This window comes from Prescottella equi (assembly GCF_002094305.1).
GTDB classification, from domain to species: Bacteria; Actinomycetota; Actinomycetes; order Mycobacteriales; family Mycobacteriaceae; genus Prescottella; species Prescottella equi.
Genome location: NZ_LWTX01000006.1, coordinates 178,783 through 193,943 on the forward strand (window position 1 = coordinate 178,783; position 15,161 = coordinate 193,943).

General features: G+C 68.5%; 17 protein-coding genes. 12 read left to right on the forward strand and 5 right to left on the reverse strand.

What is annotated here, in order from left to right:
* The first annotated feature begins 54 nt into the window (after positions 1-54).
* Positions 55-975, forward strand: a complete 921-nt coding sequence (locus A6I89_RS16320; RefSeq protein WP_022597942.1) for a LysR substrate-binding domain-containing protein — start codon at positions 55-57, stop codon at positions 973-975.
* A gap of 12 nt (positions 976-987) precedes the next feature.
* On the opposite strand, the gene A6I89_RS16325 is transcribed toward A6I89_RS16320, so the two are convergent.
* Positions 988-2,205, reverse strand: coding sequence for a S1 family peptidase (locus A6I89_RS16325; protein ID WP_022597944.1), 1,218 nt, complete (start codon positions 2,203-2,205; stop codon positions 988-990).
* Between the two features lie 156 nt (positions 2,206-2,361).
* Positions 2,362-2,961 carry a TetR/AcrR family transcriptional regulator gene (locus tag A6I89_RS16330; RefSeq protein ID WP_232244794.1) on the reverse strand — a complete coding sequence of 200 codons (600 nt, stop codon included), beginning with the start codon at positions 2,959-2,961 and terminating at the stop codon, positions 2,362-2,364.
* Positions 2,962-3,279: 318 nt separating this feature from the next.
* Here A6I89_RS16330 and A6I89_RS16335 point away from each other — a divergent pair, with 318 nt between their 5' ends.
* The 8 genes from A6I89_RS16335 to A6I89_RS16365 all read left to right on the forward strand — a co-directional run bounded on the left by A6I89_RS16335 (position 3,280) and on the right by A6I89_RS16365 (position 9,927).
* Positions 3,280-3,819: a DUF4242 domain-containing protein gene (locus A6I89_RS16335; protein WP_005517624.1), complete on the forward strand. Its 540-nt coding sequence runs from the start codon at positions 3,280-3,282 to the stop codon at positions 3,817-3,819.
* Between the two features lie 8 nt (positions 3,820-3,827).
* On the forward strand, positions 3,828-4,877 hold the full coding sequence (locus A6I89_RS16340; RefSeq protein ID WP_022597947.1) for an acyl-CoA dehydrogenase family protein: 1,050 nt from the start codon (positions 3,828-3,830) through the stop codon (positions 4,875-4,877).
* Positions 4,853-5,599, forward strand: coding sequence for an ABC transporter ATP-binding protein (locus A6I89_RS16345; RefSeq protein WP_044991416.1), 747 nt, complete (start codon positions 4,853-4,855; stop codon positions 5,597-5,599). The genes A6I89_RS16340 and A6I89_RS16345 overlap by 25 nt, the downstream gene beginning before the upstream one ends.
* The gene (locus A6I89_RS16350) at positions 5,596-6,768 is read left to right on the forward strand and encodes an ABC transporter substrate-binding protein (protein ID WP_013417216.1); all 1,173 of its coding nucleotides are present in this window, start codon (positions 5,596-5,598) and stop codon (positions 6,766-6,768) included. The genes A6I89_RS16345 and A6I89_RS16350 overlap by 4 nt, the downstream gene beginning before the upstream one ends.
* The gene (locus A6I89_RS16355) at positions 6,765-7,580 is read left to right on the forward strand and encodes an ABC transporter permease (RefSeq protein WP_022597951.1); all 816 of its coding nucleotides are present in this window, start codon (positions 6,765-6,767) and stop codon (positions 7,578-7,580) included. Before A6I89_RS16350 ends, A6I89_RS16355 begins: the two co-directional genes overlap by 4 nt.
* 194 nt (positions 7,581-7,774) lie before the next feature.
* The gene (locus A6I89_RS16360) at positions 7,775-8,077 is read left to right on the forward strand and encodes a hypothetical protein (protein WP_022597953.1); all 303 of its coding nucleotides are present in this window, start codon (positions 7,775-7,777) and stop codon (positions 8,075-8,077) included.
* Between the two features lie 57 nt (positions 8,078-8,134).
* Positions 8,135-8,308 (forward strand): hypothetical protein, encoded by a 174-nt coding sequence (locus A6I89_RS24685; protein WP_164490709.1) that lies wholly within the window; start codon positions 8,135-8,137, stop codon positions 8,306-8,308.
* Between the two features lie 212 nt (positions 8,309-8,520).
* Entirely contained in the window at positions 8,521-9,927 is a 1,407-nt protein-coding gene (locus tag A6I89_RS16365; protein ID WP_022597954.1) for a WS/DGAT/MGAT family O-acyltransferase, read from the forward strand.
* 9 nt (positions 9,928-9,936) lie between these two features.
* Here A6I89_RS16365 and A6I89_RS16370 read toward each other — a convergent pair whose 3' ends face one another.
* Together A6I89_RS16370 and A6I89_RS24970 are read right to left on the reverse strand one after the other, a co-directional pair.
* Positions 9,937-10,902, reverse strand: a complete 966-nt coding sequence (locus tag A6I89_RS16370; RefSeq protein WP_044991418.1) for a GmrSD restriction endonuclease domain-containing protein — start codon at positions 10,900-10,902, stop codon at positions 9,937-9,939.
* Positions 10,903-10,951: 49 nt separating this feature from the next.
* On the reverse strand, positions 10,952-11,074 hold the full coding sequence (locus A6I89_RS24970) for a hypothetical protein (protein ID WP_255221267.1): 123 nt from the start codon (positions 11,072-11,074) through the stop codon (positions 10,952-10,954).
* Between A6I89_RS24970 and A6I89_RS16375 the strand changes: the two genes are divergently transcribed.
* Positions 11,067-12,011, forward strand: coding sequence for an aldo/keto reductase (locus tag A6I89_RS16375; RefSeq protein ID WP_044991419.1), 945 nt, complete (start codon positions 11,067-11,069; stop codon positions 12,009-12,011). The genes A6I89_RS24970 and A6I89_RS16375 overlap by 8 nt on opposite strands.
* A 60-nt stretch (positions 12,012-12,071) precedes the next feature.
* Here the strand turns inward: A6I89_RS16375 and A6I89_RS16380 are convergent, their stop codons facing one another.
* Entirely contained in the window at positions 12,072-13,088 is a 1,017-nt protein-coding gene (locus tag A6I89_RS16380; RefSeq protein WP_005517609.1) for a beta-ketoacyl-ACP synthase III, read from the reverse strand.
* Between the two features lie 379 nt (positions 13,089-13,467).
* Here A6I89_RS16380 and A6I89_RS16385 point away from each other — a divergent pair, with 379 nt between their 5' ends.
* Both A6I89_RS16385 and A6I89_RS16390 read left to right on the forward strand, forming a co-directional pair.
* Positions 13,468-14,592, forward strand: coding sequence for a DUF4185 domain-containing protein (locus A6I89_RS16385; protein ID WP_022597960.1), 1,125 nt, complete (start codon positions 13,468-13,470; stop codon positions 14,590-14,592).
* Between the two features lie 80 nt (positions 14,593-14,672).
* Complete coding sequence (locus tag A6I89_RS16390; RefSeq protein ID WP_005517605.1) at positions 14,673-15,107, forward strand: nuclear transport factor 2 family protein; 435 nt, start codon at positions 14,673-14,675, stop codon at positions 15,105-15,107.
* The last annotated feature ends 54 nt before the right edge of the window (positions 15,108-15,161 follow it).

Sequence of the window (15,161 nt, forward strand, 5' to 3'; positions counted from 1 at the left end):
CCCCGCATCACATTCATCCGTCCAATGAGTAGAACACCGCACTATGATCCGAATATGGAACGGTTCATCGGGGACGAAGCGGCGGCTGCCGCCCCTCTACTCGCGGCCTTCGACGCCGCCGCGCGCGAGGGCCACATCACCCGCGCAGCAGAGTCGCTCGGAGTACCGCAGTCATCGGTGAGCCGGAGACTGAAGTCCCTGGAGCAGATCGTCGGCGTTGCCCTGTTCCAGCCCGTCGGACGCCGCGTCGCATTGACCCCCGCCGGTCGTGAACTCCATGCGCGGACCCGTGACCTGGTGTGGACCCTGGACGACGCCATCAGCGCTGTACGTGGCCATGCAGATCCCGACAGCGGCCTGGTGCGCTTCGGATTCCCACTCACGCTCGGGCCCGTGAGCATCCCGTCCCTGCTAGCCGAGTTCCACCGGGCCGCACCGCGGATCCGCCTTCACCTCGTGCAGGCACACGGCGAGGCACTCACCGCGATGGTGCGCGACGGCCGACTCGATCTGGCGGTCGTCATCCCACCGCCCCACGATCTCCCAGTGACGGTCCTGGGTCACCAGCGGTTGCTGCTACACCTTGCACCCGGCCACCGGCTGGCCGGGCGGTCGCGGGTCGACCTCCACGAGCTGGAATCCGAGCAGTTCATCGCCAGCCCACGGTCGTTCCACCTGCGTCGCTATCTCGATTCATGTTGCGCCGAGGCCGGATTCGAGCCCCAGGTCGTGTTTGAGATCGGCGAGTTCGAGACGATCCGTGCCCTGGTCGCACAGGATCTCGGCGTCGCCGTGCTGCCCGACGCCGAAACACCGCATCCGGATCTGGTCGCCGTCCCGCTCGCCGGTGTCGGAGCACGCACGATCGGCCTGGTGACCGGAAACGTCCGGCACACGGGACCCGTTGCGCGCCTCCGGGAACACATCACCGATCATGGCTCGGACTACCTCACCGGCACGCTCCCGTCGCGTTGAACCGGGTAGGCCTCAGCTACCGAATGACAATGAGCCGGAGCCACTTTCGACACCGCAGCTCGCGAGGCCCGCGGTATTGGCGGCGGTGCGGAGCGTGACACAGCCGTTCGACGACTGATTCACCCTCGCGAGGACCGCCTGAATCGGGATGCCGAGACTCATGACGCCCTCGGGATTCTCGGCTGTCGCGGTGGCACAGTCCCTGTACTGCGCGACGCTCGATCCACTGGTGATGCCGAGCGCGAGCGTGCCGGTGACGATCGCGCCGCCGCTGTCGCCACCGAGGGTGCACGCGGTGGTCGAGAATCCACGCACGTTCCAGCTCTCGCCGTCGTCTCCGCCGAGAAGGGTGCTGTAGTCCGCGAAATCGATCGTCCCGCAGGTGTATCCGGACGTCTGACCCGACTTGCACACCGGGGCCCCGGCCACCGGAACCGCGGTCCCCGTGATGGTGAGCGTGCTGCCGTTCTCGCCGCGGACCGTCGGCTGTCCGAGACCGGTCGTCGGGACGACGTCGGCGACCAGCCCGATCACGGAGTAGTCCAGGTTCCCGCCCTCGTCTCCGATGCCCGACTCCGCGAAACTGCCCACCAATCTGCTGTTTCGCAGGTCTCCGATCTTCGGCTCGTACACTCCCGCCGCATTCGACGTGCCGGTCGCGGGCCGGTTCGGGTCGCAGTGACCGGCACTGAGCGCCAGGGGCTTGCCCGCCGAGTCGGCCGCAGCGAACCCGAACGAACACACGAGGTACGACGACGCCGACGCGATGGGCGCTGCGGCGGTGATGTAGGAGTCGCCGCCCATCGTGGACGGCGTCGTGCCGGTCGCGACGTGGAAGCTCGGCGGCGGCGTGGACCGCCGGTTCGGCACCGTCGGCGCCGACTCCAGACCGCTGGTCGAGAGCGGAACCATCTGGGCCCGATAGCCGGCGGCGGCAACTCGGTTGGCCGCCGCCTGCGTGGTGACCGCGACGGTCGGCGTCCCGTCCTGCGCGAGCCATGCGCCACCGACCCCAACCGAATCCGATCGGCGCTGCTCGCTCGCGTACGCGGCGACCCGTTGCGCAGCGGCAGCGCGGTCGAGGTACTCCTGCGGCGTCATGTTCAGGTCGCGTTGCAGTGCCACGGCGAGATCGTTCGGCAGAGGGGCCGACGACGGCTGAGCCGAATCGGGTGCGGCTTGGACACCTGCGGTGGCCGACAACGCTGCCGCCACGATCGTGGCGGGCACAACAACAGCGGAACGCATGAGCCTCGAACGCATATCGCCCCTCGGGTGGGTGCCGTCAATAGGTGACCGCACCCCGCCGCGGGTCGACGACCTGGGCGCCGAGCGGCATGGCAAAGATACGGCACGACACCGGGTCTGTACCGCGGTTCCGCGCAGTCAGTTCCGGGTAGGCCGCAACAGTTCCTCGGCCATCCGTCGACCGAGGTGGATCGGTTCCTCCGAATGCGTGAACTTGGAGCCGGCGAGCGCGCCGTCGTAGATCAGCTGGACCCGAGCCGCGACCGCCTCCGCATCCGGGACGGCAGCCTCCGCGAGGTTCTCGACGATCCGCCCGAGCACCCACTCCCGGTGCGCCTGCACCGGCGCGAGCATCGGGACCTCGTCGCCCGGGAACTCGGTTGCCGCGTTGAGGTACTGGCATCCGCGGAAGTTGCGCACCGGCGCGGACGCGGCAGCCAGGTCGAAGAAGGCGAGAACCCGATCCAGCGGCGCGGCGACGTCGGCGACCGCCCCCTCCCAGCGGGTGCGGTCCCGGAGGTCGAGTGCCTCGAGATAGGCGTGCACGAGGCCGTCCTTGGACCCGTACGAGGAATACAGGGTGGCCTTCGCCACCCCCGACTCGGCAAGGATGCGATCGATCCCGACCGCGCGGATCCCGTTGGCTGCGAACAGTTCCGTCGCGGCCGCGAGCAGTCGCTCGGCAGGCGACGCCACGTCCGTCGGGGTCGGTTTCCGCAGTTGCAGGGATGGAGACACCAGGACAGCGTAGCGACCCCGGTCGCGCCACCGTGCACGAGTAGACAGACAGGTCTGTCTATGCCTAGACTGCTGCCCGTGACCCGCAGTTTCCTCACCCGCCGCCTGCACCTTGATCTGGTGCGGGTCGCCGGCGCTGCGTGTCGTCGTCCCATGATGCGCTGATCTCAGCGACCCCGGACCCGCCTCTCTGCCATCGGCGTTCGCTCACGCCTGTCTGCAGCTGCCGTTCCTTCGGCTCTTCGCGCCACCGTCGCACGACCTCCGTCGGCGCGGCCCCGCGGCGGTGTCCACAACCCACTCCCGGAAGGTTCCGTCATGTCCTCGAAGGCCCTGTACCTGTACGAGATCGCCCCCAGCGCCGCGCGCCGGGACCAGATCGAGCAGATCATCAAGGAGTTCGACTCCTCCACCGCAGCTGCCGGCGGCGAGCTGATCGAGACCCAGGTGACCAAGGGCGGCGAACGCATCTTCGCCATCACCGAGTTCGACGGCTGCGCAGCGCCGCTGCTCGACGCCGACGCCCTCGACGCCGCAGAACTCGACGGCCCGCACCTGGTTCGCATCGTCGGCGCGGACATCGAGGAGATCAAGGCGGCCCGCCCCGACGCCGGCTACCTGGTCGAGTGGGACATCCCGGCCGAGATCGACATGGAGACCTACCTGACCCGCAAGAAGGAGAAGTCGCCGCTCTACGCGAACATCCCGGAGGTCAGCTTCCTGCGGACGTACGTCCGCGAGGACACCGCCAAGTGCCTGTGCTTCTACAACGCCCCCGACGAGGACGCCGTGCGCCGCGCCCGCGAGGTCGTCAGCACCCCCGTCAGCCGCCTGCACCAGCTCGACACCGAACGGTAGAACCTCCCATGACCGCGATCATCTCTTCCACGCACACCCCGCAACGGGTGCAGGCTCGTGCCTTCGTGCGCGATCGGGCCGTCCAGCTCGACCGGGGCGAGACCGACACCCGCGAGGATGTCGCGCTGCTCGGTTCCCTCGGGCTGCTCGACCTCGGATTCGGAGAAGGACCGCTCGCGGAGATGGTCGCGGTCATCGAGGACGTCGCCGCGGAGAGCCTGAGCGCCGGTTTCGGCGTGTGGGCGCACCGGATGTGCCTCGAGTACGTCGACCGGGGGCCGGCCGCCGTGCGTGAGCGGTACCGGGACCGCCTGGCATCCGGCAACACGATCGGTGTGACCGCGATGGCGGCCGGACTGCGGCAGGCCGCCGGCCTCGGCGACGTCCCGCTCATCGCCACGACGGTGGACGGCGGCATCGAAGTGAACGGCCCGATCCGCTGGGCGTCCAACGTGTTCGACGATGCCGTGATCGTGTTCCCGGCACGCGGCGACGACGGGTCCACGTACGTCGCGGTGGTCGATGCAGACTCGTCGGGGGTCTGCATCAATCCCGCGCCGGAGCTCCTCGCACTCGGCGCCACCGCCTCGACGTCCCTGGTCTTCGACCGGGTGTTCGTGCCCGCGTCGCAGATCATCAGCACCGAGCTGACCCCGTTCTGCCGGTCCATCCGGCCCACCTTCCTGGCGCTGCAGACGTCGTTCTGCAGTGGCATCGCGGGCACGTCGCTGACCGAGAGCGCGGCGCTGCTGACGGGCCTCGGCGAGGAGTTCGTCGACGAGCACGCGAGACTCGAGAACGACTGTCGTTCGCTGCGAAATCGGTTGTACGACTTCGCCACGCGAATCGACGACACTCCTGTTCGGGACCTGATCCAGCTCCGCCTGGACGGATCGCAGGTCGCGGTCGCGGCCACACGTCTGGAGGCGACGCTACGCGGCGGCGCCGGGTACGCCGCGAAGCACCCGACCAACCGGCGCTTCCGCGAAGCCGCCTTCCTGCCCATCCAGTCACCCTCGGAAGGACAACTGCGGTGGGAACTCGCGCAGTATCGATAGCCGACGGCCGCAAGAGTTTCCACGGTCGTCGCCGACCCGTCCTGGACGGGGTGAATCTCGACGTCGAATCGGGCGAGATCCTCGCGATCGTCGGCAGCAGTGGAAGCGGCAAGTCGACCCTGCTCCGGATCATCGCGGGGCTCGACGAATTCGACTCCGGCACGATCGACTGGGACGGAGTGCGCGGCGACACCCGTCCGCGCACCGGCGTCGTGTTCCAGAAGCCTCTCCTGATGCCGTGGCTCACGGTCCGCGAGAACGTCCGGCTGGGCGGAAGATTCGCCGCCAACGACGCCGTCTTCGATCCGTCGTACGCCGACGACCTCCTGGACCGTTTCGGACTCGCCGAGCTGGCCGACGCGTACCCGGACGAACTCTCGGGCGGTCAGGCGCAGCGTGTCGCGGTGATCCGCGCGGTGTCGATCCGCCCCCGCCTGCTGCTGCTGGACGAGCCGTTCAGCGCCCTCGATCCCGCGATCCGTGGCGATCTGCAGCACTGGCTCGCGGGCGTCGCCGAGGACCTCGGCTGCACCACGATCCTCGTCACGCACGACATCGACGAGGCGATCGTCCTGGGACACCGCATCGTCCTGATCGGGGAAGGCGGCACTGTTCGACGCGAATGGGACTGCGCGACAGCCACCGTCGACGATGACGCATTGCGGAGCGACATCCTGTCGGCCTACCGCACGTCCACACTGGTCGGGGCGCCCCGACCGTGAGCGGAGGAGCGCTGAGCCGGCGCACGCTGCTGCAGGGCGCGGTGGGACTGGCCGCGGCCGGCGGGATCGCCGGGATCGTCGACCTCGCGCGGACCGCCGGAACCAGCCGGGCGAACACCACCGGGCACCTACGGGTGGGTTACCTGCCCATCACCGACGCGGCCCCGTTGCTGATCGCTCACAACACCGGATCGTTCGACGGCAACCCGGTGAGCCCCACGCAACCGGTGATGTTCCGCAGCTGGTCGAGCCTTGCCGAGGCGTTCATGAGTCGGCACGTCGACGTCGTGCACCTGCTGATGCCGATGGCGGTGCAGTTGCGCTACTCGCTCGGCGGCGCGGCGCGTGTCCTGGGTTGGAACCACACCAACGGGTCCGCGCTGACCGTGGCGCCCGAGATCACCGAACTAGGTCAACTCGCAGGACGCCAGGTCGCGATCCCCTTCTGGTGGTCGATCCACAACATCGTGTTGCAGAAGTTGCTGCGCGCGGGCGGCCTCCGTCCGGTGGTGCGCACCGCCCCGTCGAGATCGGACGGCACGGTGGGTCTTGTCGTGATGAGCCCGTCCGACATGCTCCCCGCCCTGGCGAACGGTGCGATCGGCGGTTACACGGTGGCCGATCCGTTCAACGCGGCCGCAGAGATCAAGGGCGTCGGCCGAATCCACCGCTTCCTCGGCGACGTGTGGCGCGACCATGCCTGCTGCGCTCTGCTCGTGCACGAGGACGTGATCGACCGCGACCCCGCCGGCGTCCAACGCCTCACCGACGCCGTGACGTCGGCGCAACTGCGCATCGACGCCGACCGCAAGCACGCCGCCGAGACGTTGAAGACGGGACGCTATCTGCCGCAGCCGCTCCCGGCGATCACGAAGGCGCTCACCTACCCGGCCGACGCGTACCCCGTCAGCCACCAGGCCTGGCAGCCACAGCGCATCGGCTACCAGCCCTTCCCGTTCCCCAGCTTCACCCAGGCCCTGGTCGAAGCGATGCACGACACCGAGGTGGACGGCGATCGGCGCTTCCTGTCCCGACTCGATCCGGCCTCCGTCCACGCCGATCTGGTGGACGACCGTTTCGTGCGGCAGTCCCTGACGATCGCCGGCGGCCCGGCCACGTTCGGGCTCCCCGCACACCTGACCCGTACCGAGGAAGTGGATCCCACGTGAGCAGTCGGCAGCCCTCCCGTTCACGGTGGTCCGCATGGTGGCCGCCTCTCACCGCGATCGCCGTCGCGGTGCTCCTGTGGTGGTTCGCCACCACGATCCTGGCGTCGGACGACTCACTGATCCGCGAGTTCGCACCCCAGGAGGTGCTGCCCGCGCTCGGTGGCCTGATCGAACGCGGGGTGCTGCTGCCGGACACCGCCGCCAGCATGTGGCGTCTGCTCGTCGGATTGTCGATCGCCGCCGTGATCGGCATCCCGCTCGGTCTGCTCATCGGCCTCAATCCGACGGTAGACCGTGCCGTGCGGCCCGTCACGCAGTTCCTGCGGATGATCTCCCCACTGTCGTGGGCGCCGATCGCCGTGGCACTGTTCGGAATCGGGCACCGGCCCGTGTTCTTCCTCATCGCGGCGGCGGCTGTCTGGCCGATCGTCATCAACACCGCCGCGGGCGTGCACGCGATCGATCCCGGACACCTGCTGGTGGCCCGCTCGATGGGCGCGACGCGCACCGAACGGCTCACGGCCGTAGTCCTTCCTGCGATCCGCGGCCATCTGCAGACCGGGCTGCGCGTCGCGCTCGGCATCGCGTGGGTGGTGCTGGTGCCGGCCGAGATGCTCGGAGTGCAGTCGGGGCTGGGCTACCAGATCCTCAACGCCCGCGACCAGCTCGCGTACGACCAGGTCATGGCCGTCATCCTGGTGATCGGACTCCTCGGGTTCCTGCTCGACTCCGCGGCCCAGCGCCTGCTCACGACCAAGCGTCGTCGGCGCCCGGACACCGCATCCGCGCCCACCCCGGTCCCGATCGGCTGACGCCCGCCGCCGGCTGCCCCACGGTTCGCACACCGGCACACTTGACCGGTGCAGTGTGGCCGCCGACGAGCGAACCCACTCGCCGCGGCCTACCATTCGAGAACCTCACGCTCTGCGGGGCGGTCTCCGGTCGAGCACGCAAACCGATGTTCGACACCGGTACCGCGTTGCCACAAGTCGCCACAAGGAGTCCCATGAACCACGCACTCGACGATCAGGTCATCACCTCGATCAAGGGCGACGTCGTCTTCGTCGGCAGGTCCGCAGCGCTGGACGAGGCCCGCGAGCTGGCCCTCGCACTCGGCTACGGTCGGGCACAGACCGCCGACGCCGGCGTCGACTGCGCGGTGGTCGACGACGATGCCCTCGACGGAATCTGCAGCCCGGCCGACGCCCTGCTGCTGGCGCAGGTCCGCACCCTCGGAGTGCCCGTCCTGACCGTGAGCGAGGCCCGGAACCGCTTCCGCGTCGGCGCCCCGACGCTGTCCCTCGCGTGAGCTAGCTCTCAAGCAATACTTCAACTTTTCACAGGTCCCGGTGCTAGAAAAATAAACATGTCTTGGCTGTGGATCGCACTGAGCGTGTGGCTCGTGGTTGCCCTCGGTGCATCCGTGCTGATCGGACGCGGTATCCGACGCGCCGACCGCGAGGAACTCGGCTCCACCATGGACTGGGACGTCCGGACCATCACCCCCGAGGAAGCCCACCCTCGCGATTCGCGTCCGTGAGAACGTCCGGTCGTCGGCGCCGGTGACCTAAAGTCCGGACCAAACGGACGAACACTCGGACAGTTCCGACAAACTCCGAAAAACACCTATTTACCTGGACATTCGCACAGGTGGCGCGTCCGCCGAGGATCACGTACAACTGACTGCACACTGTGATCCATGACACTGCGGACGGCATCGGTCGGCCCGCCATTCCCGAAGGGCGACCCCGTATGCCGCTCCCCATGTCACCGGCCAGCTCCGTCTTCCTGCTCGGTGAATCACGGGAACATCCGCTGCACGTCGGTGGACTGGTACTGCTGCAACCGCCGGACGGCGCCGACGCCCGCAGCGTCCGCAGCATGCTGGACGACTCGATGTCCCGGCGCGAGGTGACCCCACTGCTGCGCAAGCGGGCCCGCCGCTCGGCCTCGTCACTCGGACAGTGGTTTTGGGACGACGACGACCAGTTCGACATCGGCCACCACATCCGGCACGATGCGCTGGCACATCCCGGCGGGATGACGGAACTGTCGGCCCTCGTCTCCCGCCTGCACGGCGGGCTGCTCGACCGGAACCGACCGCTGTGGGAGATGCACCTGATCGAGGGACTCGCGGACGGCCGCTTCGCGGTGTACACCAAGATTCACCACAGTGTGGCGGACGGTGTCGGCGCGATGCGCCTGTTACGCCGATCCCTGACAGTCGACGCCGACAAGCGGGACATGCCCGCGCCGTGGGAACCCCGTACGCGGATCCCACAGCGTCGCAACACGCCTGGACTTCTCGATCTTCCTGTTTCGGCGGTCCGCACCGCGATCGATGCCGCCGCGGAGGCGACCGGACTGGTCCCCGCGCTCGCCGGCAGCGTGCTGCGCGCGCTGCGCAACCAGGGCGGCCCGATGTCCTTCTCGGCGCCCCATTCCGCGCTCAACGTGCCGATCACCGGCGCTCGCCAATTCGTCGCTCGCAGTTGGGCACTCGACCGACTACGTCTCGTCGCGAAGTACGCCGACGGCACCATCAACGACGTCGTGCTGGCGATGTCGTCGGGCGCGTTGCGCCGCTACCTGATCGAGCGCGACGCCCTTCCCACGCGACCCCTGGTGGCGATGGTCCCGGTGTCACTGCGCAGCGACAAGACCCGCCCAGAGCCGATCGGGGACCCGAACGAGGCGGGCGGCAACGAGATCGGCACTCTCATGTGCAACCTCGGCACCGACCTCGCCGACCCCGGCGACCGGCTCGCGACGGTGCGACGGTCGATGGCCGAAGGCAAGGCCGCCCTGCGCGGGATGAGTACCGCGCAGGTGATCGCCCTCAGCGCGCTCGGTTCCGCTCCGCTGGCCCTCGACATGCTCTTCGGTCGCCACGGGCCGGTACGGCCGCCGTTCAACATCGTCATCTCCAACGTGCCGGGCCCGAGCGCCCCGCTCTACTGGAACGGCTGCCGCCTCGACGCCCTCTACCCGCTGTCGGTCACGCTCGACGGCCAAGCGCTCAACATCACCTGCACCAGCACCGATCACGCGATCTCCTTCGGACTCACCGGCTGCCGCCGCGCCGTCCCGAACCTGGAGCCGATCCTCGACCACTTCGACGACGAACTGGCCGCGCTCGAGGCCGCGGTCGGGATCTGACCGCAGGACCTACTCGCAGGCCACCCCGTCTCCGTCGCTGTCCATCGCGGCGCGGTAGCCGGGCTGCCCGCGGTGCAGTGGTGCGGCGCCCGCGGTGCGTGCCGCCTTGCAGTTCGCGTAGTACACGTCGCCGGACGGCATCCCCGCACCCGCGGGCGAGACGTCGGCCGGTTCGGGGATCGGAACGGGCGCGGGATCCGCGGACTCCGTTGCGCCGCAGGCGGCGAGCTCACGAGCCATCGCGTCGTGCTCGGCCTGCGTCACCCACAACCCGTACGCCGCCTTGACCTCGATCTGACGGGTCACGTACGTGCACCGGTACGCCAGGTTCGGCGGCAGCCACGCCGAGGCATCGGCGTCGCTCTTCCCCTGGTTGGTGGGCCCGTCCACGGCCTGCAGGTTGCGCGGATCGTTGGCGAGGTTGCGCCGGGTGGCCTCGTCGAGTTGCTGTGCGCCCTTCTGCCACGCGTCGGAGAGGGCGACGACGTGGTCGATCTGCACCGCACTCGACGTCTCGACACCGCGGACGAAGCGGATCGTCTTGCCGGTGTAGACGTCGTCGAGCGTGCCCGACAGCACCGTGCAGTCGCGGCTCATCGGATCGGTGGTGATGTAGATCAGGTCCCGCTTGAGGATGTCGTTGCGGGTATCGCAGCCGTTGTGTCCGCCCTCGATCGTGACGTTGTCGGTCCAGGCCTGGCCGAACTGCGATCGGTCGTAACCGTTCTTGGGTGCCCGCTCACGGATCGGCAGGGCCGCCAGTCCGGCCAGCGCCCCGTCGGCGACCACAGGATCGACGGCAGGCTCACCAACCGTTTGTTCGCCCGTGACCTGCGTGGTGCCGCTCGGGCCCGGTTCGGGATCCGTCGCCGACCCCGACGACGGCTGCGCGATCGCGGTGCACCCTCCGGCGAACAGCACGGCGACGGTGGCGAATCCCGCCACCCAGGACTTGTCGATCTTCACAGCACTCACGGGCGACGCGGTTCCTCATCTCTCGTACATATGTTCGCAAAGGCGAATCCTAGCCGGGCGATACCGCACACCGGAATTCGCTCTCGCGGGCCACGGCACGTTCGGCGTAATCTCCGAAATCGGGCAGCTCACCGGCCCACCCGAGTGCCAGCGTCAGGAGTTCGATGTCCACACACATGCAGTACACGACCCTCCCCGGAACCGATCTCGTCGTCTCGACGGTGTCCTTGGGCTGCAACAACTTCGGCTCCAGGATCGACGCGCAGGAGTCGCGGGCGGTGGTCGACGCGGCATTCGAGCACGGCATCACCTTCTTCGACACCGCCGACGTCTACACCACCGGCGAATCGGAGAAGATCCTCGGTGCAGCGCTGGCGGGTCGGCGCGAGGACGCCGTGATCGCAACGAAGTTCGGTGCGCCGATGAGCGAGACGGAGCGCGGATCTGCGCCCGGCTACGTGCGCCAGGCCTGCGACGCGAGCCTGCGCCGGCTCGGCGTCGACCACATCGACCTCTACTACCAGCACGCACCGGACCCGTCGGTGCCGATCGAGGACACCCTCGGCGCGCTCGACGAACTGGTCCGGGCGGGCAAGGTTCGCCACGTCGCCTGCTCCAACAGTTCACCCGAGCAGATCGACCGCGCCACCCAGGCCTCGACCGAGGGCGCCCTGCCGCGTTTCGTCGCCGCCCAGATCGAGTGGAACCTGCTCGAGCGCGGAGTGGAGGCCGAGATCGTGCCGGCGTGCGAGCGCGGCAATCTCGCGGTGATCCCCTACTACCCGCTGGCTGCGGGGCTACTCACCGGCAAGTACCGTCGGAACACCCAGTTCCCCAAGGGTTCCCGATTCGACAAGTCCGAGTACTTCGCGGCGACCGCCACCGAGGAAGCCCTCGCACGTGTCGAGGACCTGCTCTCGCTCGCGAGCAAGCTCGACCGGCAGTTGTCCGAACTGGCCGTCGCCTGGCTCGACGCGAAGCCGCAGGTGGCGTCGGTCCTCATCGGTTCGTCGACGCCCGCGCAGGTGGCGCGCAACGTCTCCCATCTGCGTCGCCCCCTCGACGAGGACGAACTGGCGATGATCGACGACTTCCTCGAAGGCCGCTGACGTAGACGAACGGCGGGCCCGCCGGAAAGCGGGCCCGCCGTTCGTTCGTCTGCCTGGGTGTCAGTCCTGCGCGAGCGGCGGGAGGATGACGACCTGGCCCGCGTACGACAGGCCGGCACCGAAACCGACCAGCAGCGCCAGCTCGCCCGGCTTCGCCTTGCCCGTGCGGATCACTTCCTCCATCGCCAGCGGGATCGAGGCCGCCGACGTGTTGCCGGTCTCGGCGATGTCGTCCGACACCGGCACCGACTCGGGAAGCTTGATGCTGCGGGCGATGACCTCGTTGATGCGGCCGTTCGCCTGGTGCGGGATGAACGCGCCGAGATCCTCCATCGCGACACCGGCACGCTCGAGGGCCTGCGTGGCGACCTTGCCCATCTCGAAGGCGGCCCAACGGAAGACCGAGGTGCCCTCCATCTTGATCCAGGGGCGCTGCGACGGATCGTCGGCGAACGCGAGCCAGTCCGGCTCCTGGCGGATGGCCTGCGACTGCGAGCCGTCCGACCCCCACACGACCGGACCGATGCCGGTGACGTCGCTCGGGCCGACGACGACGGCGCCGGCGCCGTCACCGAAGATGAAGCGCACGCTGCGGTCCGTCGGCTCGGTGCTGTCGCTCATGCGCTCGACGCCGATGACCAGGACGTAGTCCTCGGTGCCGAGGCGGACCATGTCGGACGCGATCGACAGCGCGTAGCAGAAGCCCGCACAGCCGGCGGTGACGTCGAACGCCGCCGGCCCGCCCGTGCCGAGGGCGTCGGCGACGACGGCGGCACACTGCGGAGTCTGCGAGGGGTAGGTGGAGGTCGCCACGACGACGGCGCCGACCTGCTCGGGCTCGATGCCGCTGGCCGCGAGGGCCTTGCGACCCGAGGCGATCGCCATCGCGAGGACCGATTCGTCGGCGTTCGCGAAGCGGCGGTTCTTGATGCCCGAGCGCGACTGGATCCACTCGTCGGTGGAATCGATCGTCTCGCAGATCTCGGCGTTGCTCACGACCCGCTCCGGGCGGTAAACCCCCAAACCGAGGATGGCGGATTGCCTGACCTCGGCAGAGTTCGAGATCTGCGCACCCATGTTTGGTCTCCTCTACTGCACTGTTCGCGGCCCGAGCCGCCACGTGGCGGGACCCACCTGGCCCCGTCTTCCCACGACACGGTACTTCGCCAGGTAGAGGCCGGGTGTTACTCGGGTACCGAGTTCGCCGCGACGCACTGCGCCGCTGCCCCGCGGGCGCCGGGGCGGAGTGCCCGGGTGCGACATTCCGGCCGCACGAATCACGTTTTCCACCATCCATTCGCGTCAATTCAGACAATTGGACGAAGCGAATGCGACAAACACGTTAACCCCGGAATCCCTGCAATTCCGATCAACGATCCTGCTAGCGTGTTATCCGCCCTAAAAGACGCCGCGAGCAGCGCAATTACCGCCGACGCCCGGTCGAATGCCACCGCAGATGGGGACTTTCGTGAAATGGAATCGAGTTCATACGATCGCCGGATCGATACTGTGCACCGGCACCGCAATTCTCGCATTCATCGTTCCGGCCGCGGCTGATCCCAACACGGTCAATCCCATTCCGGTCTTGAACGGCACCAACGGGGTGCCCTCACTGCAGGGCCGAAGCCGAGCCGTGGCTCAGGCGACCGGGCTTCTGAGCGCCAATCGCACCCAGGACTCCAACGTCCTCGGCACGGACCTCGGCATCATGTGGGACAACGGGAACGGACAGGTCCTCACCGCGTTCGGCGACACCGCGGGGCTCGGCATCCCCAACCTGCTCGTCGGCAGCCTGTGGTCGTGGCGCAGCAACGTCCTCTTCCGCAGTTCCGACCGAGATCTCGCCGACGGCATGACCTTCGACAGCACCCCCCGCGACATCGTCGGCCAGTCCAAGGAATTGATTCCCAGCCCCAAGATCCCGTTCGTCGAGATCAGCCGAATCCCCACCGCCGGCATCGCCGCGGACGGAATGCAGTACATGAGCATCATGTCCGTCAAGAACTGGGGCGAGCCCGGCAAGTGGGAGACCAACTATTCGAGCCTGGCATTCTCCACCGACAACGGCGAGAACTGGGTGGAGGCCACCGAGACCCGGCGTCCACCCGTCGGCGGGAACCTCAACTTCCAGATGGGTGCGTTCGTCAAGGACGGCGAGTTCGTCTACCAGTACGGCACCCCGCCGGGCCGCGGCGGCCTCGTGTACCTCACCCGCGTCCCCGAGAAGCAGATGCGCGACCTGAACGCCTACGAGTACTGGGACGGCGGCAAGTGGGTGCCGAAGAACCCCGACGTCGCCGCCCCGATCGTCTTCGGCGGCGTCGGCGAGATCTCGGTCCAGTACAACTCCTACCTGGGTCAGTACCTGATGCTCACCACCGACGACCACAACTCGGTGGTGATGCGACGAGCCCCGTCCCCGACCGGGCCGTGGAGTGCGCCGGAAGTGTTGATCGCCGGCCCCGAACTCCCGTCGATGTACGGCGCGTACATCCACCCGTGGTCGTCCGGGCCCGACCTCTACTTCCTGACCACCGTGCACTCGAACTACAACGTGCTGTTGATGCACACCACCCTGTAGCGCTGAGAACGTCGGCGCGCGGTGCCCCTCCGCTGCTACCGTCCCGAGCAAACACTTGGTTTGCACCTCGAGGAGACGACATGGAGCAGCAGACGAGCACCGACCCGCGTGGCGAGGTCCAGGACCTCCTGGCCCGCATCGCCCAACTCGCCGACGACGGCACCGTCGAGGAGTACCTCGAGCACTTCACCGCCGACGCGATCTGGGAATCGCAGGCCAACCCGGTGACCGGCATGGCCGCACAGATGCGCAAGGGTGTCGAGGCGATCGAGGAAGGGGTGCGGGAGCGCCGCGCGGGCGGCGTGCAGGGGCCCGGCACGTCGAGCCGCCACGTCATCACCACCGTCGCGGTGTCGCTCGACTCGGACGTCGAGGCGTCGTCGACGGCGTACTGGCTGTTCTTCCGCGACACCACCAGCGAGCCGCGCCTGGCTGGGGTGGGCCGCTACGACGACACCCACCGGTACGAGGGTGGGCGGTGGAAGTTGGCCCACCGCCGGATCACCGTCGGCTGACCTCCCCGCGTTTTGCGCACTTGTCGCGGTTTTTCGGGCCTCCCGAGCGCGACA

Bases quoted from the DNA above. Each gene is read 5' to 3' on its own strand.
- A6I89_RS16380 (WP_005517609.1), bottom strand. From the start codon at position 13,088: ATGGGTGCGCAGATCTCGAACTCTGCCGAGGTCAGGCAATCCGCCATC.
- A6I89_RS16390 (WP_005517605.1), top strand. From the start codon at position 14,673: ATGGAGCAGCAGACGAGCACCGACCCGCGTGGCGAGGTCCAGGACCTC.
- A6I89_RS16335 (WP_005517624.1), top strand. From the start codon at position 3,280: ATGTCCTCGAAGGCCCTGTACCTGTACGAGATCGCCCCCAGCGCCGCG.
- A6I89_RS24685 (WP_164490709.1), top strand. From the start codon at position 8,135: ATGTCTTGGCTGTGGATCGCACTGAGCGTGTGGCTCGTGGTTGCCCTC.
- A6I89_RS16385 (WP_022597960.1), top strand. From the start codon at position 13,468: ATGGGGACTTTCGTGAAATGGAATCGAGTTCATACGATCGCCGGATCG.
- A6I89_RS16360 (WP_022597953.1), top strand. From the start codon at position 7,775: ATGAACCACGCACTCGACGATCAGGTCATCACCTCGATCAAGGGCGAC.
- A6I89_RS16320 (WP_022597942.1), top strand. From the start codon at position 55: ATGGAACGGTTCATCGGGGACGAAGCGGCGGCTGCCGCCCCTCTACTC.
- A6I89_RS16375 (WP_044991419.1), top strand. From the start codon at position 11,067: ATGTCCACACACATGCAGTACACGACCCTCCCCGGAACCGATCTCGTC.
- A6I89_RS16340 (WP_022597947.1), top strand. From the start codon at position 3,828: ATGACCGCGATCATCTCTTCCACGCACACCCCGCAACGGGTGCAGGCT.
- A6I89_RS16365 (WP_022597954.1), top strand. From the start codon at position 8,521: ATGCCGCTCCCCATGTCACCGGCCAGCTCCGTCTTCCTGCTCGGTGAA.